This window comes from Rhodococcus sp. BP-316, from assembly GCF_019836105.1.
Lineage (GTDB): Bacteria > Actinomycetota > Actinomycetes > Mycobacteriales > Mycobacteriaceae > Rhodococcoides.
Map to the genome: position 1 here is coordinate 106,361 of NZ_JABUEE010000010.1, position 23,162 is coordinate 129,522.

The following is a 23,162-nucleotide window of genomic DNA, read 5'->3' on the forward strand; positions in this document are numbered from 1 at the left end:
GCTCGACCGGCGTTACTCGCGGAGGAACGTGAGAATCGCCTGATTGACCTCGTCGGGCTTCTCCAGGTATCCGTAGTGCCCCGCGTCGGCGATCTCGACGTAGCGGCCGCCCGGAACCAGGTCGGCCACCTCGCGCGAGAGGTAGGCGGGAATCATCCGGTCGTCGGCGAAGCCCATCGCCAGGCACGGCACCGTGATGTCGCGGTACGCGGACCGGCGGTCGAACGACTCGTCCAGAGAGAGCTGGGCACGCTGGCCCGGGGTCAGCGGCTGCACGGAGAACTCGAACAGGTCGAGCCAGTCCCGTGCCTTCGCGGGGTCGGCGAGCGACGCGGGAGAGAGGTTCAGGGCCGCCGTCACTGCGGCCGCGTACTTCGGCGGCAGCGTCGCCGAGCTGTCAGCCAGCTCGCGCTCGCCGGCGCCGAGCACCTTCTGGAACTCGTCGAGCCGGGCGTGACCGGCCGCGAAGATCGCTCGCGACACCAGGTCGGGCCTGGTCAAGGCCAGTTCCTGCGCCACGCGCGCACCCATCGACGTGCCCACGACGGCTGCCTTCTCGTCGGGGCCGGACCGCAGGTACTCGATGAGCGCCGCGGTGTCCGCGACCAGATCGTCCATCGTCATGCCGCCCGCGCACTCGTCGGTCGGGGCGATGCCGCGGTTGTCGAAGGTGCACACCCGGAATCCCGCGGCCGTGAGCGCCGGCACCTGATGCAGCTGCCACACCCGGCCGGGGCTGCCCGTCCCCATGACCATCACGACGAGCGGACCCTTGCCCGTCACGGTGTAGTTGAGGCGGATGCCGTTGATGGTGCCGATGGGCATGGCGGATGTCCTTCTTCCGATACGACAGCTGTTCGGGGCAGACGCTACCGGTCACGGTGCGCGTCCGGTTTTGCCGGGAACGAGCGCGAACTCGTAGAGTTCAGGTACGCGAGTGCGCCCCACCGGGCTGCACCACCACATCGTTCGACCCCAGGAGACCCGCATGGCCACCGAGCCCGCCGAGACCGACATCGCCGACGAAGAGATCGAGACCCTGTCCGACGAGACCGCCCGCATGGCACGTCGCGTCGTCGCCGCCTACGCAACAGACGCCGACGAGTGCCGCATGCTGCTGTCCATGCTGGGGATCAACCCGCCCGTCCGCGCCTGAGCGCCGCTCGCTCCCGCACTCCGATTGGCGTTCGGCGAGTGGGGTAAGCACGTGCTGACACCGTCGCGGCAGGCTGCCGGCCTTACCGCGCGCCCCGACGTCGAGACAGAGGATCAGCAGTGACCGCATCAGGTTCGGACTTCGTCGTCGTCGCCAACAGGTTGCCTGTCGACCTCGACACGGCGCCCGACGGTTCCCGAGTCTGGAAGCGCAGCCCCGGTGGTCTCGTCACCGCGCTCGAGCCGATCCTGCGGAGCAACAACGGCGCCTGGGTCGGATGGGCCGGTGTCCCCGACGTCGACGTCGACCCGTTCGAGGACGACGGCCTCGAGCTGGTCCCGGTCCCGCTCTCGCAGCAGGAGGTCGCCGACTACTACGAGGGCTTCTCCAATGCCACCCTGTGGCCGCTCTACCACGACGTCATCGTCCGGCCCGTCTACGACCGGAGCTGGTGGGACGCCTACGTCGAGGTGAACCGACGCTTCGCCGAGGCCACGTCCAAGGCGGCCGCCGAGAACGCCACCGTGTGGATCCAGGACTACCAACTCCAGCTGGTCCCGAAGATGCTGCGCATGCTGCGCCCCGATCTGACGATCGGCTTCTTCCTACACATCCCGTTCCCGCCCGTCGAGCTGTTCATGCAGATGCCGTGGCGCACCGAGATCGTCGAGGGCCTGCTGGGCGCGGATCTCATCGGCTTCCATCTGCCGGGCGGCGCGCAGAACTTCCTCTACCTCGCACGGCGTCTCGCCGGCCAGCCGACCTCGCGCGGCAACATCGGAGTCCGCTCCAAACTCGGTGTGGTGCAGGTGGGTTTCCGGTCCGTGCGCGTGGGCGCCTTCCCCATCTCCATCGACTCGGGCGATCTCGACGAGAAGTCGCGGCGCAAGCCGGTGCGCGATCGTGCACGAGAGATGCGCGAAGAGCTGGGCAATCCGAAGACGATCATGCTGGGCGTCGACCGACTCGACTACACCAAGGGCATCGACGTCCGTCTCGAGGCGTTCCTGGAACTGCTGACCGAGGGCCGGGTGGATCCCGAAGACGTCGTGATGATCCAGCTGGCCACACCGAGCCGCGAACGCGTCGAGAGCTACAAGCAGATGCGCGGCGAGATCGAGGGCATGGTCGGGCGCATCAACGGCGAGTTCAGCCGCGTCGGGCATCCGGTGGTGCACTACCTGCACCGCCCCATTCCGCGCGAGGAGCTCATCGCCTACTACGTGGCCGCCGACGTCATGCTGGTGACGCCCATCCGCGACGGCATGAACCTCGTCGCCAAGGAGTACGTGGCGTGCCGCAGCGACCTGGGCGGTTCCCTCGTGCTCAGCGAGTTCACCGGAGCCGCAGCCGAACTGCGCCAGGCGTACCAGTGCAACCCGCACGATCTGAACAGCGTCAAGGACGCGATGATGGCCGCGATCGAGCAGACGCCGGAATCGGGCCGACGCCACATCCGGGCTATGCGGCGGCAGGTGCTCGCGCACGACGTCGATCGCTGGGCGCGGTCGTTCCTCGCCGCGCTGGGACGCACCGGCGACGAGGAGCCCAACCAGATGATCTCCAACCGGGACATCGGTCAGGCGACGATGTGATGCGCGAAGACCGGTGACCGTGGTCGAAGCGCAAGTAGTGCAGTGCCATCGGCTGCGCCGTGATCTTCTGATCGTCCGCCTCGTCGGCGATCTGGTTCCGTTCGCCGCGGGGCAGTCCGTCGCCGTGACGGTGCCCACCTCGCCGCACCTGCCTCGTCGGTACTCCCCCGCCCTGCCCCCGTCGCGAGACGGCAAGTACGAGTTCCACATTCGCGAGGTACCGGCAGGCTGGGTCAGTCGCAGCATCGTTCGCGAGACCCGTGAGGGCGACGTTTGGACTCTCGACGACCCGGCGGGCGACCTGCGTGTCGACGACACCGACGACGACGTCGTGATGGTCGCGGGCGGAACAGGTCTCGCACCGATGCGTGCGCTGCTGCTGGGCCTGGCACGTCGGCCACGGCCTCCGCGGGTGCGGCTCTACGTGGGAGGCAGGCACCCCCGCGATCTCTATGCCGCCGACATGCTGTCCCTGATGGCGCGATCAGCGCCATGGCTCACGGTGATCCCGGTGGTGGACGAGCCCGTGGACCCGCCGTACCGCGACGAGTTCTTCGATGCCGCCGAGGCCGTGCGGCTGCAGACGGCACCCGACTCCGGCTTCGCACCTCACGAGTACCTCGTCGGCCGCGTCGGCGAGGTGGTGGCGCGGCGCGGGCCGTATCTGTCGCAGCGCGTGCTGGTGTGCGGATCACCGGCGATGTCGAGCTTCACGACGCGTGCCCTGGTCACGACGGGAACCCCGGCGGAGAACATCCGCACGGGGTGAGGGTCAGGTCTGCTTCGGGTTGCGCGGCGTCCACACGACGAGCGCGTTACTGCGTTGCACCGGAACGAGATCGCGTCGGTACCCGGCGTGAACCTTGGCCAGCTCGGTCGCCATCTCGGTGACGCGGGCCTGCAGCGCCTCCACCTGATTGGTGAGTTCGATGATGCGCTTGATACCCGCCAGATTGACGCCCTCGTCCTGCGAGAGACGCTGCACCTCGCGGAGCAGCGCGACGTCGCGCGGAGAGTACCGTCGCCCACCGCCGGTGGTGCGGAACGGCGTCACCAGTCCGAGACGGTCGTAGGTGCGCAGTGTCTGGGCGTGCATGCCGGCGAGCTCGGCGGCGACGGAGATGACGAAGATCCGGGCATCCGGGTCCGCGCCTGCGTCGCGCGCATCCTGCGGATCGCTGGGCGTCCGAGTCATCTCATCTCTCCTCTCGCATCAGAACCGTCAGGCTCCGGGCCACCCGGAGCGGGGATCGAAACCACTCGCCTTCTCCGCCGCAGCGTAGGCCTCGAGTGCATCGCGTGCCGCGTCGTCCAACTCGGACGGCACGGCCACCTTCACCGTGACCAACAGGTCACCGATCTTCGACTTCTTGGGAATGCCGCGACCCTTCACCCGGAAGGTACGGCCGTCGACCGTTCCCGCCGGAACCTTCAGACCGACTCGGCCGTCGAGCGTCGGCACCGACAGCGTCGTGCCGAGCACCAGTTCGCTGTACGCGACGGGAACCGTGAGGGTGAGATCGTCACCCGTGCGGCCGAACACGGCGTCGCTCTTCACGTGCACGGTCACCAGCAGATCGCCGGCGGCAGCGCCGCGCAGACCGGCCTCGCCTCGTCCGGCCACTCGGACACGTTGCCCGTCACTGACACCGGCAGGAACCCGCACCGTCACCGACCGGGTGCGGTTCTGCACCCCGGTGCCGCGGCAGTCGGTGCACGGATCGTCGATGATCGAGCCGGTGCCCCGGCAGTCGTCGCACGGCTCGCTGAAGCCGAACGCGCCCTGGTTGCGGCTGACCACACCGGCACCGTTGCACCGCGGGCAGACCCGCGGGCTCGTGCCGGGCTTCGCGCCGCTCCCGTGGCAGGTGGTGCACGACGACGGGCTCGTGATGGACAGCGGGACAGACGTTCCCACCGCCGCGTCACGGAAGTCGAGCGTCACCTCGGCAGCGAGATCACTCCCACGCCGGGGACGCGACGACGCGGCCTGGGTACGACCACCGGCCGCGCCACGGTTGAACAACCCGCCGAACAGATCACCGAGATCGGCTCCGCCACCGGCACCTCCGAAGAGGTCACCGACGTCGAACCCGCCGGCCGTACCCCCGCCGCCGAAGTTGGTTCCGCCGCCCGGCGAGAATCCGCCGCGTCCGAAACCACCACTGGCGAACAGTGATCGGGCCTCGTCGTACTCCTTGCGCTTCGCGGGGTCGGAGAGCACCGCATTGGCCTCGCTGACCGCCTTGAAGCGCTCCTCCGCCTTCGCGTCCCCCGGATTGGAGTCCGGATGGTTGTCGCGCGCGAGCTTGCGGTACGCCTTCTTGATCTCGTCCTGCGACGCGGAGGAGGAGACGCCCAGCTCCTTGTAGAAGTCCTTCTCTATCCACTCCCGTTGGCTCACCGGTCGCCTCCTCCTCTCACATCACATCTTCGTTGTGGTCGAACTATGCCTGGTCGGATGCCGCGTCGGCGCCCGAACCGTCGACGACGGCGACCATGGCGGTGCGCAGAACTCGATCACGCACCTTGTACCCCTTGCGGAACACGCTGCCGACGACAGGATCGTTGCCGTCGCCCTCGTGCTGCACGGCCTCGTGCAGCGCGGGGTCGAACGCGTCGCCCTCGTCACCGAAGGCGACGAGACCCTGTGCGGTGATGACGGATTCGAGCTTGTCCGCCACCGACTTCAGCGGCCCGGTCTCGAGGTCACCGTGCTTGCGCGCCCGATCGAGATCGTCGAGCACACCGAGCAACTCGGCCAACACCGACGCCTTGGCGTTGTCGATGTCCACCTGCTTGTCCCGAGCGACGCGTCGCCGGTAGTTGGCGAACTCGGCGCTGAGGCGCTGCAGGTCGGCCGTCCGCTCGGACAGCTCGTCCTTCTCGGGTGCAGTCTCAGAATCCACGGAACCCTCGGACAGCTCTGCCTCGAGAACCTCTGCTTCGTCCTCCACGTCACCGGGCTGGGGCGCCGTGGCAGAGCCCGCGAGGGACTCCTCCACGGCGGGGTCGACGTCGGGTGCGTCTACCTTCCCGGTGTCCTCAGCACTCACTTCTTGTCCGTGTCGACCGGCTCGTCCACGACCTCGGCGTCGACGACATCGTCGCTACCGTCGGTCGGGGCTGCGCCGTCGGCACCTGCTCCGTCGGCTGCTGCCGACTCGTACAGTGCCTGACCCAGAGCCTGCGACTCCGTGCTCAGCTTCTCCACCGCTGCCTTGATGGCGGCGATGTCGGTGCCGTTCAAGGCAGTGCGAGCCTCCGCGATGGCCGACTCGACCTTTTCCTTGGTCTCCGCAGGAACCTTGTCCTCGTTGTCCTTGACGAACTTCTCCGTCTGGTAGACGAGCGACTCGGCCTGGTTGCGGGTCTCGGCCTCCTCGCGACGGGTCTTGTCCTCCTCGGCGTGAGCCTCGGCGTCCTTGACCATGCGCTCGATCTCCTCCTTGGAGAGGCCGGAGCCCTCCTGGATCTTGATCGTGTTCTCCTTGCCGGTGCCCTTGTCCTTCGCCGTCACGTGCACGATGCCGTTGGCGTCGATGTCGAACGTGACCTCGATCTGGGGCACACCGCGCGGGGCGGGCGGCAGCTCCGTCAGCTCGAACGAGCCGAGAAGCTTGTTGTGCGAAGCGATCTCGCGCTCACCCTGGAAGACCTGGATCTGCACCGACGGCTGATTGTCGTCCGCCGTGGTGAAGGTCTCGGACCGCTTGGTGGGGATGGTGGTGTTGCGCTCGATGAGCTTGGTCATCACGCCACCCTTGGTCTCGATGCCGAGGGACAGCGGCGTGACGTCGAGGAGCAGAACGTCCTTGACCTCACCCTTGAGCACACCGGCCTGCAGTGCGGCGCCGACGGCCACGACCTCGTCCGGGTTGACGCCCTTGTTGGGCTCGCGTCCACCGGAGAGCTCCTTGACCAGCTCGGAGACGGCCGGCATACGGGTGGAGCCACCGACGAGCACGACGTGGTCGATGTCCTTGACCGCGATGCCCGAGTCCTTGACCACGGCCTGGAACGGCGCGCGGGTGCGGTCGAGCAGGTCGGCGGTGATCTTCTGGAACTCGGAGCGGCTGAGCTGCTCGTCGAGGAAGAGCGGGTTCTTGTCCGAGTCCACCGTGATGTACGGCAGGTTGATGGACGTGCTCTGGCTCGAGGACAGCTCGATCTTGGCCTTCTCCGCAGCCTCACGCAGGCGCTGGAGAGCCATCTTGTCCTTGGTCAGATCGATGCCGTTCTGAGCCTTGAACTTGTCGACGAGCCAGGTGACGATGCGCTCGTCCCAGTCGTCGCCACCGAGGTGGTTGTCGCCGGACGTGGCGCGGACCTCGACGACACCGTCGCCGATCTCGAGCAGGGACACGTCGAACGTGCCGCCACCGAGGTCGAACACGAGGATGGTCTGTTCCTTCTCTCCCTTGTCCAGGCCGTACGCCAGAGCGGCGGCGGTGGGCTCGTTGACGATGCGCAGGACGTTGAGGCCGGCGATCTGGCCGGCTTCCTTCGTGGCCTGACGCTGTGCGTCCTCGAAGTACGCGGGCACCGTGATGACCGCGTCGGTGATCTCTTCGCCCAGGTACGCCTCGGCGTCACGCTTGAGCTTCATGAGCGTGCGCGCGCTGATCTCCTGCGACGTGTACTTCTTGTCGTCGATGCCGACGGTCCAGTCAGTGCCGATGTGGCGCTTGACGGAGCGAATGGTCCGGTCGACGTTCGTGACGGCCTGGTTCTTCGCGGACTGGCCGACGAGAACCTCTCCGTTCTTGGCGAACGCGACGATGGACGGGGTGGTGCGTGCACCCTCGGAGTTGGCCACCACGACCGGTTCGCCGCCCTCCAGGACGGACACGACCGAGTTGGTGGTCCCGAGGTCGATTCCGACCGCACGAGCCATGTGAAGACCTCCTGATAGATGCTGCTGTGATCGTTCGAGCGTCTGCCTGAGCGAACTGCGCTCAAGTCTGCCTGTCGGATTCTCGCCCCGTCAAGTCGTACTTGAGTGACCCACGCTCAATGGCAGTCGTACGGCTCAACGGAGGGGTGTGCGAGTTTGTTCCCGGAGTGGTCGGCCGGCTGTGGTCCGCGTGTCTGGACCCACCCGATCGCGAGGCTTTCTGCGGATCGGCAGCATTCGACGCGAAAATGTGGCAAAACCTGCACTCGGCCGTGCCTCAGCATCCACAGGTCGACCGGATCGACGGGATCCCGCCTCCGGCAGCGAGTTGAGGGCACTCACGCATGGTCGGCGCGTGTGAACCCACCCGACCGCGAGGCTTTCTGCAGATCCGCGGAACTCGACGCGAGAGTGTGGCTGAACACGCACGTCCGACGGTTAGGGTCCACGGCATGTCACCGGTTCCCGGCACGACCCTGACGGCCCGAGGTCTCACCCGCACGTTCGGACGCCACACAGCAGTCGCCCACGCCGACGTCACTCTGACTCCCGGCAGGGTGACCGGGCTGGTCGGACCCAACGGCGCCGGCAAGACGACACTGCTGCTGATGCTCGCCGGCCTCCTGGCTCCCGACTCCGGGACCCTCGAGCTGGATGGGTCTCCGGTCGAGACGGTCGCACTTCGGCGGGCCGTGGGGTGGATGCCGGATGTGTTCGGCACCTGGGACAGCCTCACCGCGACCGAGATCCTGTCGACGTTCGGGCGGCTGCACGGCCTGTCGTCGAAGGACGCCCGGGCCCGCGCCGCCGAACTGCTGCAGCAGGTGCACCTCGACGACCGCGCCGACCGACCCGCGCACGAGTTGTCCCGCGGCCAGAAGCAGCGGCTCGGGTTCGCCCGCGCACTGGTGCACCGACCGCGATTACTTCTACTCGACGAGCCGGCGTCCGGCATGGACCCGCGCTCGCGAGTCGAACTGCGCGACGAGGTCCGCCGGCTCGCCGACAACGGATGCGCAGTGCTGGTGTCGAGCCACATCCTCACCGAACTGTCGGAGATGGTGGACGACGTGCTCGTGATGACGGACGGGCGCACGCGGGAGTCGGCACCCGCCACCGAACGATCGTGGCGACTACGCGCGGTGGGCCGGCCTGCATCGTCGGCCGACATCCTGCACTTCCCCGACGAGGAGGCCGCGGCGCGACACCTGCGCACGGTCGTCGACTCGGGAGTGCTCGTCGCCGAGTTCGCCCGGGTGGACTCGCAGCTCGAGGACACCTACCTCGCACTCGACGCGGACAGGACCTGACGTGGCGGCACGGACGAGCAGCTGGTGGTCGGTGGTCGGCGTACTCATCGGCCTCGAACTCCGGCAGCGACTGCGCACCACCCGGTGGCGCATCACCCTGGCCGTCACGTTCACGGTCATGTCGCTGGCCGTGTTCGGGTCGATGTATCTGGCACTGTCGGTGGACGAGGCCGATGCGAACTACGACGGCTGGGCGCGCAATCTCTACGCGGTCGTACTGGGAGTCGAGCTGTTCCTCGGCGTGGTCCTCGCCCCCACCCTCACGGCGACGTCGATCAACGGTGACCGCAAGGACGCGACGCTCGCCGTGGTGCAGGCGACGCCGATCAGCCACTGGCAGTTGGCCGTCGGCAAGCTTCTCGGGTCGTGGGTGTCGTGCCTCGCCCTCGTCGCCGTGGCGTCGCCGTATCTTGTGTGGGGCATCGTCGCCGCGCCCTACGGCATCGGCACCTCGGTGCTGGGCGTGATCGTTCTCTGCCTGATCTTCCTGTGCTACTGCGGGATCGGGCTGGGGTACTCCGCCCTGACCGCTCGGCCGGCGGGATCGGCCGTCCTGACGCAGGCCACCGTCTTCTTCCTCGTGCTGGGCCTCCCGGCACTGTTCGGCCTGCTCTACTCGACCACGGCGGAGGACCACGAGGTGGTGGGCGCCGAGTACACGTACGTGGACGATTCGTTCGACACCGTTCCGGACTGTCGCGACGTGGCCACGGTGCGCTCCTACGAGCACACCGAGCGTATCTGGTGGCTGTTGGCGCCCAACCCGTTTCTCATTCTCCCGGATGTGGTGGCCGCACATGACAATCCGAGCGTACGTGTCTGGACGTCGGACGAGCGGCCACCCGATCCCAGCGTGGCGCGCCCGATAGCCGAGACGCTCTCGACGGCGCGCACGGGCCCGTACCTGACGGAGCCGACCTGCGCGGACACCGTGTCGACCTACCGCGTGAGCGCCTCGAACCGCAGCTTCTACGACGAGCAGGTCGCGTTCGAATCCGGAAAGGTCGGCGAAAGTTGGTACCTCGGGCTGGCCGTCAATGTCATCCTGGGAGCTCTCGGACTCACGGTCGCCGCGCGCCGACTCCGCGTTCCGGCCCGCACCTTGCCGAGGGGCGTGCGGATCGCCTGAGGCGCTCAGCTCAGCCGTCCACCCCCGTCGACGTGGAGGGTGGTTCCGGTGACGAAGGTGTTGGTCAGGGCGAGCAGCACCGCTGCCGACACGTCCTCCGGGCGGCCCACGCGCCGTGCGGGATTGGAGGCAGCCGTCGCGTCGAACATCTTCTGCTTCCCGTCTCCCATGCCGTCCCACGAACCCGAGTCGACGATGCCGGGCGAGACGGCGTTGACCCGCAACGGTGCCAGTTCGACGGCCAACGCTTCCGCGAGGAATGCGACAGCACCGTTGGTCGTGGCCATGACGGCGAGGCCCGGCGCCGGCTTCCATGCGGCGACACCGGAGAAGAACACGAACGAGCCGCCGTCCCGCAGCGTGGGCGCGAAGTGCTTGGCCAGCAGGATCGGTCCGACGACCTTGGCTGCGAACGCGCGCTCGACGGCGGCGCGGTCGAGGTCTGCGACCGGGCCGTTGGCGTGGTTCGCCGCGAGCGACACGACGTGATCGAGAGGTCCGAGCGTGGTGACGGCGGCGGCGATGGACGATTCGTCGTCGAGGTCGAGGTGCACCGCCGATGCGCCCGAGCCGAGCTCGGCGACAGTGTCGGCCAGGGCCTCCGGGCGTCGACTGCCGAGGACGACTTCCGCGCCGGCGGCGAGCGCGTCCTCGGCGATGCGCCGCGCGATGCCCGACGAGCCGCCGACGAGAAGGATGCGGGTGTTCTGCAGGGTGCTCATGACGGTGTGTCCCTTCCGCGGCCCCGTCTCTCGCGGCCACGGAAGGTTCAGCGCACCGGGCCCGCAGCATCATCCCATCGCGCTATCGATAGTTCCGAGACTTGCCATTCATACTCTCTATGGCCACAGCGTGGCGGCATAATCGACCAGCATGACGTTCGACGAGGTGGCCGACGAGCTGTACGGGCTGGACCCGTCCGACTTCGTCGCCGCGCGCACCGGCCGGCAGAAGCAGGCGCGTTCCGACGGCGACAAGGACCTGGCCAAGCAGATCGGTGCGCTGCGCAAACCGACGATCGTCGGGTGGGTGCTGAACGTGACGGTGCGCGACGCGGAGGACGACGTCACAGACCTGCTCGACCTCGGCGAAGCACTTCGTGAGGCGCAGCAACATCTGCGGGAAGGCCGGAGGCCGGCCGGTCGACCGTCGGGTGCCACCCTCCGCACGTTGACGAAGCAGCGGCAACGCGCGGTGCGCGCGCTGGCGAGCCGGGCTGCGGAGATCGCGGAGGATCGCGGTCACCCGATCGGCGAGGACGTCGGGCGCGAGGTGACGCAGAGCCTGAATGCGGCGCTGTCCGATGCGGACATCGCCGACGAGGTGCGGCGCGGCCGGATGTTGGGGGCCGCCGAGTACAGCGGGTTCGGCCCTATGGGGCTGGTGTCCGTCGATTCCGAACCCGCCGAAGACGACAAACCTGCGCAAGAACCCGAACCCGACGACACCGCCGAACGGGAGAAGCAAGAGCAGCGAGCCCGCGCACAGGCCGAACTCGACGACGCCGAGGCTGCGCTGCAGGGTGCGACCGAGGCGCTGGAGAAGGCCGACCATCGCATCGACGAGCTGCAGGAGTCGGTCGACGCCCTCACCGAGCAACTCGAAAAGGCACGCGAGGACCTGGAGGCGGCGCAGGACGCGCGTTCCGAGGCGGCGTCGGAGAAGGACGCGTCGACCTCGAGGGTCCGGAACGCGACGAAGCGCCTCGATCGACTGTGATCGAGGCGCTTCGGCGGTGACGGGTCAGGCGCAGTTGCCCGCTGTGGGGACGTCGCGGAACCGGGCGTCGAGCCAGTTGGTGCCGGCGCCGAGTCCGATGAAGTCGGGCAGGACGTGGCCGAGCGCGAGCCCGGGGAGGAAGAACGGCAACTGCTGCGTGTTCAGCTGGACGTTCGAGCCCTTCCCGCACCAGGTTGCGGCGAGATCGACGGCCTGGCCGTGCGGCACGATGTCGTCGCCCGTGCCGGTGTCGATGTAGACCGGCGTGGTGGGTGTGCGGTTACCGATCTTGTTCTCGGCGAGAACCGTCTGCGCCTCGGGAATTCGCTTCAGGTAGTCCGACAGCGACTCGCCGGTGGTGATCCACTCGTTGGTGCGGTGGAAGCCCACGGTGAGTGCACTTTCCACGACGCACTGATTCTCTAGTGCCGCCAGCGCAGCCTTACCGGCCGGGTTGGTCGAGGCGTCGATGATCGGGCCCAACTCGGGGTTGGACCGGCGCAGACCGTTCAGGGTGTAGCCGATGACACCGGTGAGGATGGTGCCGTCGACCTGTGCCAGCGTCGCGGCCAGATCGGCGACGGGCGCACCGGCGTAGGTGCCCTTGATGTCCAGCTCCGGTGCGTACTCGGGAGCGAGCTCCACGGCTGCTGCCACGGCGCCGCCGCCCTGGGAGTAACCCCAGAGGCCGACCGGGGATTCGGGTCCGACCTTGGTGTTGCCGAGTTGCTGCGCGGCGCGCGCCGCGTCGAGCACCGCGTGCGCTTCGGCGGCGCGGTTGACGTAGGTGTGCGCACCCGGCGTGCCCAGACCGTCGTAGTCGGTGATGACGACGCCGTAGCCGCGGGCCAGCAACGCGTAGGTGGAGAGCAGCTCGTACTCGACCATGAGTCCGAGCACGGGGGTGTAGGTGAGGACGTTGTTCAACTGGTGCGACGGCGCGCACTGGTCGCCCTGGCCGTGGGTGCCGGGGGCGATCACCACGAGCGGGCGCGGACCGGGGCCGGTCCACTCGGCCGACGGGTCGATGTACGTCCCGGTGACGGCCACCGGCGCGTCGTTGGCGTCCTGCGACCGGTACATCAGGCGCGTCGCGGTGCCGGGGATCGGTCCCTGCGGCAAGGGAAGCGACAGTGCGAGATTCGACGGCCCGGTACGGATGAGGTCACCGTCGTTCCCGGCGGGAAGCGGTGAGGGGGGCGTGTAGAAGCTCGACGCCGGGCCGGGGGGTTCGGCGGTCGCCGTGGGCACCACCGCGCCGAACAGACCGAGACACATCACCAGACCGACGCCGGCAGACCGCAGTTTCCGCACATTCATCCCATCGACAACGGGGCCCAGGCGGGCCCACTACCGCCCTGACCGTAAGTGATGGGGCCCACTTCCGAGAAGCCCGTGTGACCCCGACCGCGGACTTCGTGCTCGATCACTTTGCGAGCCCGAACGGACGGGGCCGGACCACAACAGGGTCGGGCGGAAACAGACCCTCTAGCCTGAAGCCATGAACGCGTCGGACAGTGTCGAAGGCTCGCAACCCCCGAAGCCGCCCCGCCCGTCGGTGCACGTGACGCCCATGCGGGAGCCGGTTCCCGACGAGCGCCCACGCGCCGTCGATGCCGCCGTGATCCTGTGGAGTCTGTGCCTCGTCGTCCTGGCGGCCACCGGCGCGCTGCTGGGACTCGACCACCAGGGACTACGGTCGCGCCTCGCCGACGTCCTCTCGGCCGACGCCCCCGGCACCTCGGCGGAGGACATCGACTCGACGGTCCTCATCACGCTCGTCGCCGGTGCTGCCGTCGGCGCCGTCGTTCTCCTGGTGGGACTGGCCGGCATCCTGCAGATCCGCGGCCGACGCCCCACCGGACGATCCACGCTGACCGTGGTCGGCATCGTCGCGGCCGCGGGATCGATCGCGTTCTGGATCGCGACCTCCGATGCGCTGGAGCAGCCCACGACGTATGCGCCGTTCGTCGTCGCGGCCCTCGCTCTGCTGGGCACCGCTCCGCTGTTCGTCCCCGCCGTCGGGCGATGGCTCGCAGCCGCTCCCGTCCGGCGCTGATCTCAGCGGCGGTCGAGCTCCGCGAGGATGCCCTCGGCGCTGCGCGCGGCGATGTCGCACGCCCGCGCCGTGAACCGGTCGAGCAGCGGATGGGACGCGCGGGAGCGCCAACTGCGGACCGCGTCGAAGGCCGTCTTGCGCTGCAGTTCCACCGAGTCGTCCGGATCGAGCCCCAACCGCGTCGTCGTCTCGGTGCCCTGCGCACCCACCAGTCGAGCGAGCTCCGCCTTCTCCGGCTCGGGCAGCCGCACCTCGCGTGCCCGTAGCTGACCGAGCAGACGCAGTTCCTTGAACCCGTGGACGTCGGCGAGGGTGGATCCCACCTCGTCGATGATGGCGCGCGATCCCGCGGCCGGTGAGGCGCGCAGCACGCGATCGAGAGCGACGAGGGCCGAGTGCGCCTTGAGCTGGTCGGCTCGCTCGCCGAACTGAACGTCGATGATGTGCCGTAGCTCCTCGAGTCCACTGCGCTCGACGAGTTCCCGTGCGAGCGAGGGCGAATCGCGCGTGCCCATGCGGATGAGCGTGACGGCCATCCGGATGCCGAAGAGCCCGAAACGGTCGACGAGTCCGGCGCGCGTCTCCGCATCGACGGGGAGTGGCATGTCCGGGCGGGAGAAGCGGTCGGCCGACAGCATCGCCAGTTGGAGGTCGTCGGGCGGAGCGTCGGCCAACGCGACGAGCGCGCCGAACTCGCTCTGCCGCAACGTCCGTGCCCCGAGGGCGAGCAGGCCGGCGACGGGCACGACGGCCTGGCACAGACCGGTCTTCTCGAGCTCCACCGCGAAGCGGGACGCCACTTCCTTGGCCGACATCATCGCGTCCATGCGACCGGCGCCCACCTCGTCGGCACGCGAGACGACGCCGACCACGCCGAGGGGGCCGGAGTCGCCACCGACCGCGTCGTTGATGCGGGTGAGGAACGACGTGTCGGACGCGCTCAGGGTGCGCAGGAGATAGACCACGGCGTCGGCGCCGGACGCGGAGTCCTCGGGCGTCAACATCGACAACGTCCGCTCGGACACGTCCAGGGACAGCGACGACGTGCCGGGGGTGTCGATGATGGTGTTGCGGGCCAGGGTTCGCGCCGGCCACTCGACGTCGAGGCGGTCCACGCGGTCGGCGGTGAGATCGCCGAAGTCGAACGACAGTCGACCACCCCGACGCAACACCGGGATGCTCATCGAGCGGTCCCCGTCGTACCGGGCCGTCACCGAGGGAGACGTCCCGCGGCGGTACCACGTGACGACGCGGGTGCACTCGGTCGCGTCGGTGGGGGCGATGTCCTGTCCGACGAGCGCGTTGAGGAGCGTCGACTTGCCGGCCTTGAGTGATCCGGCGAGCGCGACGCGCAGCGGCTCGTCGAGCCGGTCCGCGCAGACGCGCAACGCATCCCGGACGTCCGGCTCCCGCACGTACTCCGCCTGCGCCGCCGCGACGAGTTCCCGCGCACGGTCGAGCGTGACACTCACGAGCCGGTACCGATCTGCGTGCGGTCCGCACGAGCCGCCTCGACGACCTTGTCTGCCTCGGCGGCCTCGACGGCCTCGGGGTCGAGCTTCTGCGCGATGCTGCGCAGTGCAGAGATCTTCTTCAGTGACTGCTCCAGTTCGGCTGTGCGCGCGGCACGCTCGGACGAGGCGCCGGTCGCCGCCTCCTGCGCGGCCCGCAGCGAGTCGCTCACCGAGCGCACCGTCTGATCGGCCATGTCGGTGAAGTGGTCACGGAGCTGGCGCTGGACGAGCCGCAGGCGGTCCTTGGACTCCTTGCCCACCTGGAAGCTGACGTCGTCGGTGAACTTGCGGATGGCGACCTTCGCGTCGGCCCGCCGCTTGAGCACCCGCGCCTCCTTGTCGTCCTTGTAGGCCTTGCTGCCCAACAGGACTCCGGCGCCGAGCGAGATCGGATTGAGCAGCGCCAGTCCCATCATCGTCGTGATGAGTCCGAACATGAGCACGCCGCCGTAGGAGCCGCGCATGCCCACGAGCACCTTCGAGGTGATGCCCATCCGGCCGGACTCGAGGTCCCCCAGTGAGGTCACCGGGTCCATGACGCCGTCGACGTTCGCGATGTTCATCGCCGGGATGTGCGCATCGGCCGTCTCGGCGAAGTGCCGAGCGACCGTCTCGGCGAGCCACAGGGACCGCTCGTGCGCCCAGACGAAGTTGTCCCCCACGGCGGAGGCGATCTGGTCCTCGAGCCACTCACCGATGCGCGGCCAGTCCTTGCCCGGGTCTCCCCCGTCGACCGCCTCCTCCGCCTCACGGGTGATGACGCGCAGCCGGTCTCGCAGGTCGTGGTCGATGTCGGCGGCCAGATCGGTGATGCCGTCGTTGAGTGTCTGCTGCCACCGACTGCTGCGCTTCTGCATGTCCTCGGCGTTGGCCCGCGCCTGTTGCAGACCGGCCACCGCCGCGGCGGCGGTCTCCGGATCGCGAAGCGCCGCGAGTTCACTGCCCAGGGCGAGGGCGAGATGCTCGGACACCGAGCGGACGTCGAGAGCGACGGCCTTGCGAGTGGTGGCGTCGGCACGCTGCACCACACCGCGGAGGAAGTCGTAGAGAGCCGGGAAGCCGGCCTCCTTGTCGAGCGAGTCGTCCTTCAGCCGCAGCGCGTGCGAGCGGAGCATCGACGAGATCGGCATCAGCGGGACGTCGATGCCCTGCCGCGCGAGGTGCCCGCGATCGGCCTCGACGATGCGCCGCCAGTGCGGGTACAGGTCGGTCTTGGTCACCAGGCACGCGACCGCCGGGCACAGAGTCACCACCTGGCGCAGGAAGGCCACCTCGGGCTCGGTGAACTCCTGACTCGAATCGGACAGCACCAGAACGGCATCCGCCGACGTGACCAGACCCAGGGTGCTGTTGGCGTGCGGGTTGCCGTGGCCGCCGACGCCGGGGGTGTCGATGACGACGAGCCCGTCCTTCAGCAGCGGGCTGGGCACGGAGATCTCGAGGCGCAGGATCTCGCGACCCTCCGCGCGCGGGTCGGTCGGTGTGACGGCATGGATGTCCGCCATGGGGATGTCGATGCGCACCGGGTCGGCGCCGATCTCGCCGACCACCAGCTCCGCCCGCTCGGTCTCCGCGTACGCGACCATCGTGGGCACCGCGGTGGTCTCGTCGTCGCCCACCGAACACACGTCGAGGCCCAGCAGCGAGTTCACGAACTGGCTCTTGCCCTGCTTGAGCGGTCCGACCACGACGATGCGCAGGCGCGGATCGAGCACCCGCTCACGCGCCGCCGTCAACCGGTCGAGAAGGTCGCGGCGACCGGCACCGGACGCCACCTCGCCCATCCGGGACAGGAGCTCGGCCAGCTGCGTCGCCTGCGTCGGCGCGGGGGTCTTCCCGGCGCCGGTCTGCACGGCGGGTGGTGCGTCGTTCTGCATGTGGTCCCGATCTGTCTGCGGTGGCAACGGGTCGAGCGCGTCTGTGAGCATTCACCATCTGCGGCGGTGTGACCCTCACGGTAAGCGCCGACGACCCCGTACGCATAAGCGCGTACGGGGCCGTCGGTGTTACAGAGCGCGGGTGATCAGTTGGCGTCTCCCGCGTCGGCCGCGTTGTCATCGGCCACAGCGCCGGTGTCGAGGCCGTCGTCCGCGGAGCTCAGTCCGCCGCCGAGGGTGTTCGACAGGCCGTCGGTCAGGCCACCGGTGAGTCCGCCGCCGAGCCCGGAGACGGTGTCGGTGAGGCCGTCGCCGACTCCGCCGACCGCCGCCGCGGGGCCGTCGAAGGCACCCTCGGCGTCGACGTCCTGCCAGGAGGTGGCCTCGCCGGCGATGTCGCCGCCGAGTCCGCCGTCCGTGGTCACGGCGCCGAGCGCGTCGCCGGTGACGTCGGTGACCGCGCTCAGGCCCAGTCCGTCTGTCGCTCCGGTGACGCCGCCGAGCACGGCGTCGGTGGAGTTCTGGAACTGGCCCACCGCGTCGGCGGTGGCGTCGATGCCGCCGTCGAGTGCGCCGGTGAACTCGGACGTGTTGTCCAGTCCGCCGGTGACCTCGCCGTCGGGCGAGATCTCGAAGCCGCCGAAGACGCCGCCCGCGCCGGTCGCAGCGCCGGTCAGGCCGCCCTGCAGCTCCGAGCCGAGCTCGAGCCCGCCCTGCGTGACGCTGTTCAGGCCCAGCCCGAGGCCGCTGGCGAGGCCGCCGCCCAGGCTCGCCACCGCACCGGTGACCGCGTCGGGATCGGTGACCGCGCCGCCGACACCGGTGAGGGTGCCGTCCAGTCCGCCGGCGACCGCACCCACGGCGCCGAGGCCACCGGTGAGGGTGGTCAGTGCGCTGAGGCTGCCGTCGAGGCCGGTGTTCGCGTCGAGCAGTCCGCTGATCGGCAGACCCTCGGCGTCGAGCGCGCCGCCGGCGGAGACCGCCGTGTCGAGTGCGGCGTCGAGCATCGTGGTGAGGTCACCCGTGGCTCCGAGTGCCGTTCCCAGGGACGCCACCGGATCGCCGCCGCCGGCGATGTCGAGCAGAGCGCCGAAGGCTCCGCCGAGCTCCGCACCCGCCGTGCCGCCGACGCCGAAAGCTGCGGTCAGCGTCGCGGGCAGGTCGCCCAGGGCGCCGGTGTCCACGCCGCCGACGAGGCCGAGCGCCCCGTTGAGCGCGGCGCCGAACTGGCCGACCGGGTCGGTCTCCAGGTCGAGGACACCGCCGACGTTCAGTGCGTCGCCGAGTGCGGCGGAGACGATGCCGCCGAGGTCACCCTCGAGCAGTCCGTTCGCATCCAGATCGGCGAGCACCGTGCCGCCGAGCACCGTGCCCAGTGCGGTTCCCAGTCCTGCTGCGGCTGCGCCGCCCAGTCCCAGTGCCGCGGCCAGGCTGCCCGTGAGGTCCGGCAGCTCCGTGTCGGGCAGGCCGACTCCCGCGACCAGGCCGAGGCCGGTCGAGACAGCGCCGCCGAGCAGGCCGGCGAGGTCGGCGTCCAGATCGAGATCCGGAGCCGCACCGAGCACCGTGCCGAGCGCGGCGTCGAGGTCCAGCCCACCGGCCAGCAGTGCACCGAGCTGGGCCTGCAGATCGGCGGTCAGGGAGCCCCCGAGAGCGGCACCGAGAGTGGCGCCGACCGTGGCGGCGACGTCGCCGCCGGCGGCCAGAGCACCGCCGAGTGCAGCGCCGACCGTGGCGGCCAGATCTCCGCCGACCAGGCCGTCGAGATCGAGCGCCCCGCCGAGTCCGAGCGCCGTGTTCAGGGCGCCGGCCAGGGTGGCCGCACCCTCACCGGTGATGCCGAGAGCGGCGGTGACGGCGGCACCCAGATCGGCACCCGCGGTCAGGTCGGTGACGCCGGCGAGGACGCCGCCGAGGGCGAGTCCGAGTTCACCGGCAGCGTCGCCGCCGAGGCCGAGAGCCACGCCGAGGGCGGTGGACAGCTGCGCCGCCACATCGCCGCCGAGCAGTGCCTGCAGGTCACCGGTGAGCAGCCCGCCGGCGCCGAGGGCAGCGCCGAGCGAGCCGGCGAGCGCACCGACGATGTCGGTGTCCAGTGCGCCGGTCAGGCCGCCCAGCAGGTCGGCGTCGAGCAGACCGCCGACGGCTCCGAGCCCGTCCAGATCTGCGAGCCCGTCGAGATCGACCAGCCCGCCGAGTCCGAGTGCGCCGCCGAGGACCGTGCCGAGTGCGGCGTCCAGATCGACGCCGCCGCCCAGCAGACCTGCGAGCTGTGCGCCGAGGTCGCCCGACAGGGCGGTCCCGAGCACGCCGCCGAGGGCGGCGCCCACGTTCGCGGCCAGAGGGCCACCGGCCGACAGTGCTGCGCTGAGCGCGGCTCCGACGGTGGCGGCGACGTCCGCGTCGGCACCGAGGATCGCGGTGAGGTCGAGACCGCCCGCAGCTCCCAGCATCGCGTCGAGTGCGCCCGACAGCGTGGCGGCGGTATCGCCGGTGACACCGAGTGCACCGGCGAGGACCAGTCCGAGATCGGCGCCGGCCGTGAGGTCGGTGGCCGCACCGACGAGCCCGCCCAGTGCCAGGCCGAGGTCGCCACCCAGTGCGCCGCCGGCGCCCAGAGCGCCGGAGAGTGCGGCACCCAGAACGGCGGTGAGGTCGCCGCCGAGCAGTGCGGTGAGGTCGACGTCGGTCAGGCCACCGACGTTCAGTGCGGCGGCGAGCGTGGTGCCGAGCGTGCCGACCAGGCCGGCGGCCGCGTCGGCACCGATGCCGAAGACCCCGTCGAGGTCGAGAGCGCCGCCCAGGACGGCGGTCAGTGCGGTACCGAGATCGGCGCCGCCTGCCAGCAGTCCGGTGAGCTGGGCGCCGAGGTCGGCGCCGAGCACGGCAGCGAGGGTGGTGCCGAGTGTCGCGCCCAGTCCTGCGGCGACGTCGCCACCGGCGGCGAGTGCGCCCGTGAGCGCAGCCGTGATGTCGGCGCCTCCGACCACACCGAGTGCGGCGTCGAGCGCTCCGGCGAGCTGCGCGGTGAGTCCACCGGTCAGGTCGCCGTCGAGGCCGAGGGCCGCGGTGAGCGCCGCTGCGAGGTCGGCGCCGAGGACACCGTCCAGGTCCAGACCCGCGGTGACCGTGCCGAGCACGTCGCCCAGGGCCAGGCCCACGTTCGCCGCCACGTCGCCGCCGGCCGCGAGAGCCGTCGCGAGTGCGGCGGAGAGCTGCGCGGCGAGGCCGCCGGTCAGCAGGCCCGCGAGATCGGCGTCGAGCAGACCGCCTGCACCGAGCACGGCTGCGAGCGAGGTGCCGAGCGTGGCGACGAGGTCGCCGCCGAGGCCGAGGGCACCGGACGGATCGAGGACACCGCCCAGCAGGGTGGTGAGGCCCGCACCGAGGTCCAGACCACCGGCGAGCAGGCCGACGAGCTCGGCGCCGAGGTCGCCGGACAGGACACCGCCGAGGGCCGCGCCGAGCGTGGCACCAAGGTTGGCTGCCACCTCGCCGCCGGCGGCGAGAGCGCCGGAGAGTGCGGTACCGAGGGTGGCCGCGAGGTCCAGGTCGCCGAGGACGCTGAGGTCGTTCAGCACGTTCAGGTCGCCCAGCACGCCGAGTCCTCCGAGCAGGTCGAGATCGCCGGCCAGGCCGAGGACACCGTCGAGAGCGGCACCGAGCTGAGCGGTGAGGCCCGCTGCGAGTCCACCGGTGAGTCCTGCGCCGACACCGAGTGCGCCGGTGAGGGCTGCGGCGAGGGTGGCACCGAGTCCGGCCACCGCGTCGACGTCGAGACCGCCCGCCACGTCCACGAGTCCGGCGAGCACGCCGCCGAGGGCGAGTCCGAGGTCGCCGCCCAGGTCGCCGCCGACCGCGAGAGCGCCGGCCAGCGCGGCAGCGAGCTGAGCACCGAGATCGGCACCGAGCAGTGCGGTCAGATCGCCACCGAGCAGGCCGCCCGCACCGAGGAGAGCCTCGAGGGAACCGCCGAGCGTGGCCACGACACCGGCACCGAGGCCGAGTGCGCCGTCGACGTCGAGCAGGGCACCGAGATCGGCGAGAGCGCCGATGTCCAGGAGGCCGCCGAGGCCGAGAGCGCCGTCGAGGATGGTGGCCAGTGCCGCACCGAGGTCCAGCTCACCGGCCAGCAGTCCGACCAGCTGAGCACCGAGGTCGGCACCCAGGACGCCGCCGAGGGCGGCACCGAAGGCCGCGCCGAGCGTGCCGGCGACGGTACCGCCGGCGACCAGCACGCCGCTGAGGGCAGTGGAGAGAGTGGCGCCGAGCGTGGCCGCGATGTCGGCTCCGCCGGCCAGGGCGGCCGCGAGGTCCAGGCCACCGGCCAACTCCAGGACACCGTCGAGCGCGGCGCCGAGCTGCGCACCGATACCGCCGCCGAGGCCGAGCACACCGGCGAGGGTCGCGCCGAGGGTGCCGCCGACGCCGAGAAGAGCGTCGAGGTCGAGTGCGCCGGACAGGCCGGTGACGGCTCCGAGGAGCGCGCCGAGGGAGGCGCCGAACTCACCGGCGACGTCTCCGCCGGCAGCGAGGGCTGCGCCGAGAGCCGCGGAGAGCTCGGTGGTCAGCGTGCCTGCGAGCGCGGCGACGACGTTCGCGTCGAGGATGGTGGTCAGCGTCGCGCCGAGATCGCCGGCGACGTCGACGGCAGCGGCGAGTGCACCCGAGAGAGCAGCGGTGATGTCGGTGGTCACACCGAGCGCGCCACCGACGACGACACCGAGCGATCCGGCGACATCGAGTCCGGCGGTGAGGGCGGCGGCCAGATCGGCGCCGAGCGAGCCACCGGCGGTGACCGCTGCGCCGAGCACGCCACCGAGTGCGGCGCCGACGTTCGCGCCGAGCACACCGCCCACCGAGAGTGCGTTGGAGAGAACGCCGGACAGACCGACTACGGCGTCGAGGTCGAGACCGGCGACGGTGCCGAGCACGGCGTCGAGGGCGGCCGTGAGCTGGGCTCCGGCACCCACGCCGAGGCCGAGCGCTGCGGTGAGCGCACCGGCCAGGGTGGCGCTGAGGTCGACCAGCGTGTCGAGGTCGAGGACGCCGCCGAGGGCGAGGAAGGCGTCGAACGCCGCGCCCAGTGCGGCACCGAACTCGGCGGCGAGGTCGCCACCGAGGGAGAGTCCGTTGGCCAGGACGAGGGCGAGGACCGTGGTGAACTGGCCCGCGATGTCGAGGTCGCCCAGGTCGATGAGGCTGAGGTCGAGTCCGCCGAGCAGGTCGATGTCGCCGATCCCGCCGAGGTCCAGCGAGGCCAGGTTCAGGCCGCTGAGGTCGAGCGAGGCCAGGTTCAGGCCGCTCAGATCCAGGTCACCGAGGTTCAGGTTGCCGATGTTGCCGATGCTGCCGATCGCCAGGCCGCCACCGATGAGGGTCGGGCTGAAGGTGAAGCCGCCCAGGTCGAAGCCCCCGAAGTTGTTGTTGCTGAAATTTCCGTTGTTGTTGTTGTTTCCGAAGTTCACCGCGTTGCTGCCGAACGTGGGGCCGCCGACGGCGACGTTGTTGCCGCCGAAGACGGTGCTGTTGTTCACGCTGCCCGCATTCACGACGGTCGAGTTCACGACGTTGGAGGAGCTGCCCGCGTTCACGATCGAGGCGAGGCGCGATCCGCCGGCGAACAGTCCGGACTCGGCGACCATGGGCGCCACGGCCACGATGTCGGCGTGGCACACGTCGGGCAGGCCGGCAGCGTCCAGCGAGGCCTGGGGGTTCGCGCAGTAGGCGGCGGCGGCCTTGTCGTCGCGAAGAAGGCTGAGGATGAAGTCGAGTACGGCGTTCGTGGCCATCGGGATCTCCTGGGTGTGTGTGAACCGGTGTCGGCGGACGGTGTGTGTGCAGGCGTCGAGGTGGTCGGGCCGACTGTCTCGGCACGTTGAGATCAAAACTAGGTCGACTAGTGA

The 23,162-nt window shown here is 70.1% G+C and carries 17 protein-coding genes; 7 read left to right on the forward strand and 10 right to left on the reverse strand.

Annotated features, from left to right (window positions below; genetic code table 11):
- Window positions 1-12: 12 nt before the first annotated feature.
- Window positions 13-825: an alpha/beta fold hydrolase gene (locus HQ312_RS19015; protein WP_027506922.1), complete on the reverse strand. Its 813-nt coding sequence runs from the start codon at window positions 823-825 to the stop codon at window positions 13-15.
- Window positions 826-988: 163 nt separating this feature from the next.
- Here HQ312_RS19015 and HQ312_RS19020 point away from each other — a divergent pair, with 163 nt between their 5' ends.
- From HQ312_RS19020 to HQ312_RS19030, 3 genes are all read left to right on the forward strand, one after another.
- Window positions 989-1,156, forward strand: coding sequence for a hypothetical protein (locus tag HQ312_RS19020; RefSeq protein WP_200933864.1), 168 nt, complete (start codon window positions 989-991; stop codon window positions 1,154-1,156).
- Between the two features lie 119 nt (window positions 1,157-1,275).
- Window positions 1,276-2,751 carry a trehalose-6-phosphate synthase gene (locus HQ312_RS19025; RefSeq protein ID WP_027506923.1) on the forward strand — a complete coding sequence of 492 codons (1,476 nt, stop codon included), beginning with the start codon at window positions 1,276-1,278 and terminating at the stop codon, window positions 2,749-2,751.
- Between the two features lie 13 nt (window positions 2,752-2,764).
- Entirely contained in the window at window positions 2,765-3,520 is a 756-nt protein-coding gene (locus HQ312_RS19030; protein ID WP_308123933.1) for an FAD-binding oxidoreductase, read from the forward strand.
- Window positions 3,521-3,523: 3 nt separating this feature from the next.
- Here the strand turns inward: HQ312_RS19030 and HQ312_RS19035 are convergent, their stop codons facing one another.
- The 4 genes from HQ312_RS19035 to dnaK are packed head-to-tail and all read right to left on the reverse strand — an operon-like array spanning window position 3,524 to window position 7,648.
- Entirely contained in the window at window positions 3,524-3,946 is a 423-nt protein-coding gene (locus HQ312_RS19035; protein WP_027506925.1) for a heat shock protein transcriptional repressor HspR, read from the reverse strand.
- Window positions 3,947-3,973: 27 nt separating this feature from the next.
- On the reverse strand, window positions 3,974-5,155 hold the full coding sequence (gene dnaJ, locus HQ312_RS19040; RefSeq protein ID WP_027506926.1) for a molecular chaperone DnaJ: 1,182 nt from the start codon (window positions 5,153-5,155) through the stop codon (window positions 3,974-3,976).
- Window positions 5,156-5,198: 43 nt separating this feature from the next.
- Window positions 5,199-5,807, reverse strand: a complete 609-nt coding sequence (gene grpE, locus HQ312_RS19045; protein ID WP_222640622.1) for a nucleotide exchange factor GrpE — start codon at window positions 5,805-5,807, stop codon at window positions 5,199-5,201.
- Window positions 5,804-7,648, reverse strand: a complete 1,845-nt coding sequence (gene dnaK, locus HQ312_RS19050; protein WP_027506927.1) for a molecular chaperone DnaK — start codon at window positions 7,646-7,648, stop codon at window positions 5,804-5,806. The genes grpE and dnaK overlap by 4 nt, the downstream gene beginning before the upstream one ends.
- Window positions 7,649-8,100: 452 nt before the next feature.
- Between dnaK and HQ312_RS19055 the strand changes: the two genes are divergently transcribed.
- A complete protein-coding gene (locus tag HQ312_RS19055; RefSeq protein ID WP_222640624.1) occupies window positions 8,101-8,958 on the forward strand; it encodes an ABC transporter ATP-binding protein in 858 nt (285 codons plus the stop codon).
- Between the two features lies 1 nt (window position 8,959).
- Entirely contained in the window at window positions 8,960-10,087 is a 1,128-nt protein-coding gene (locus tag HQ312_RS19060; protein WP_222640626.1) for an ABC transporter permease subunit, read from the forward strand.
- A gap of 5 nt (window positions 10,088-10,092) precedes the next feature.
- Here the strand turns inward: HQ312_RS19060 and HQ312_RS19065 are convergent, their stop codons facing one another.
- Window positions 10,093-10,809, reverse strand: coding sequence for an SDR family oxidoreductase (locus HQ312_RS19065; protein ID WP_222640629.1), 717 nt, complete (start codon window positions 10,807-10,809; stop codon window positions 10,093-10,095).
- A 151-nt stretch (window positions 10,810-10,960) separates the two neighbouring features.
- Here HQ312_RS19065 and HQ312_RS19070 point away from each other — a divergent pair, with 151 nt between their 5' ends.
- A complete protein-coding gene (locus tag HQ312_RS19070; RefSeq protein ID WP_222640631.1) occupies window positions 10,961-11,806 on the forward strand; it encodes a hypothetical protein in 846 nt (281 codons plus the stop codon).
- Between the two features lie 24 nt (window positions 11,807-11,830).
- On the opposite strand, the gene HQ312_RS19075 is transcribed toward HQ312_RS19070, so the two are convergent.
- Window positions 11,831-13,126: a lipase family protein gene (locus HQ312_RS19075; protein WP_231476455.1), complete on the reverse strand. Its 1,296-nt coding sequence runs from the start codon at window positions 13,124-13,126 to the stop codon at window positions 11,831-11,833.
- A 181-nt stretch (window positions 13,127-13,307) separates the two neighbouring features.
- On the opposite strand from HQ312_RS19075, the gene HQ312_RS19080 reads away from it, so the two are divergent.
- On the forward strand, window positions 13,308-13,865 hold the full coding sequence (locus tag HQ312_RS19080; RefSeq protein WP_222633014.1) for a hypothetical protein: 558 nt from the start codon (window positions 13,308-13,310) through the stop codon (window positions 13,863-13,865).
- Window positions 13,866-13,867: 2 nt separating this feature from the next.
- Here HQ312_RS19080 and HQ312_RS19085 read toward each other — a convergent pair whose 3' ends face one another.
- The 3 genes from HQ312_RS19085 to HQ312_RS19095 form a co-directional block, all read right to left on the reverse strand.
- A complete protein-coding gene (locus HQ312_RS19085) occupies window positions 13,868-15,337 on the reverse strand; it encodes a dynamin family protein (RefSeq protein ID WP_027506933.1) in 1,470 nt (489 codons plus the stop codon).
- Entirely contained in the window at window positions 15,334-17,256 is a 1,923-nt protein-coding gene (locus tag HQ312_RS19090) for a dynamin family protein (protein WP_056444035.1), read from the reverse strand. Before HQ312_RS19090 ends, HQ312_RS19085 begins: the two co-directional genes overlap by 4 nt.
- A gap of 146 nt (window positions 17,257-17,402) precedes the next feature.
- The gene (locus tag HQ312_RS19095) at window positions 17,403-23,048 is read right to left on the reverse strand and encodes an IniB N-terminal domain-containing protein (RefSeq protein ID WP_222640642.1); all 5,646 of its coding nucleotides are present in this window, start codon (window positions 23,046-23,048) and stop codon (window positions 17,403-17,405) included.
- Window positions 23,049-23,162 lie beyond the last annotated feature (114 nt).

Excerpts from the sequence above, each read along its gene's own strand:
- HQ312_RS19070 (WP_222640631.1), top strand. The coding sequence starts at position 10,961 with ATGACGTTCGACGAGGTGGCCGACGAGCTGTACGGGCTGGACCCGTCC.
- HQ312_RS19090 (WP_056444035.1), bottom strand. The coding sequence starts at position 17,256 with ATGCAGAACGACGCACCACCCGCCGTGCAGACCGGCGCCGGGAAGACC.
- HQ312_RS19075 (WP_231476455.1), bottom strand. The coding sequence starts at position 13,126 with ATGAATGTGCGGAAACTGCGGTCTGCCGGCGTCGGTCTGGTGATGTGT.
- dnaK (WP_027506927.1), bottom strand. The coding sequence starts at position 7,648 with ATGGCTCGTGCGGTCGGAATCGACCTCGGGACCACCAACTCGGTCGTG.
- HQ312_RS19055 (WP_222640624.1), top strand. The coding sequence starts at position 8,101 with ATGTCACCGGTTCCCGGCACGACCCTGACGGCCCGAGGTCTCACCCGC.
- HQ312_RS19035 (WP_027506925.1), bottom strand. The coding sequence starts at position 3,946 with ATGACTCGGACGCCCAGCGATCCGCAGGATGCGCGCGACGCAGGCGCG.
- HQ312_RS19015 (WP_027506922.1), bottom strand. The coding sequence starts at position 825 with ATGCCCATCGGCACCATCAACGGCATCCGCCTCAACTACACCGTGACG.
- HQ312_RS19065 (WP_222640629.1), bottom strand. The coding sequence starts at position 10,809 with ATGAGCACCCTGCAGAACACCCGCATCCTTCTCGTCGGCGGCTCGTCG.
- HQ312_RS19020 (WP_200933864.1), top strand. The coding sequence starts at position 989 with ATGGCCACCGAGCCCGCCGAGACCGACATCGCCGACGAAGAGATCGAG.
- HQ312_RS19095 (WP_222640642.1), bottom strand. The coding sequence starts at position 23,048 with ATGGCCACGAACGCCGTACTCGACTTCATCCTCAGCCTTCTTCGCGAC.
- HQ312_RS19080 (WP_222633014.1), top strand. The coding sequence starts at position 13,308 with ATGAACGCGTCGGACAGTGTCGAAGGCTCGCAACCCCCGAAGCCGCCC.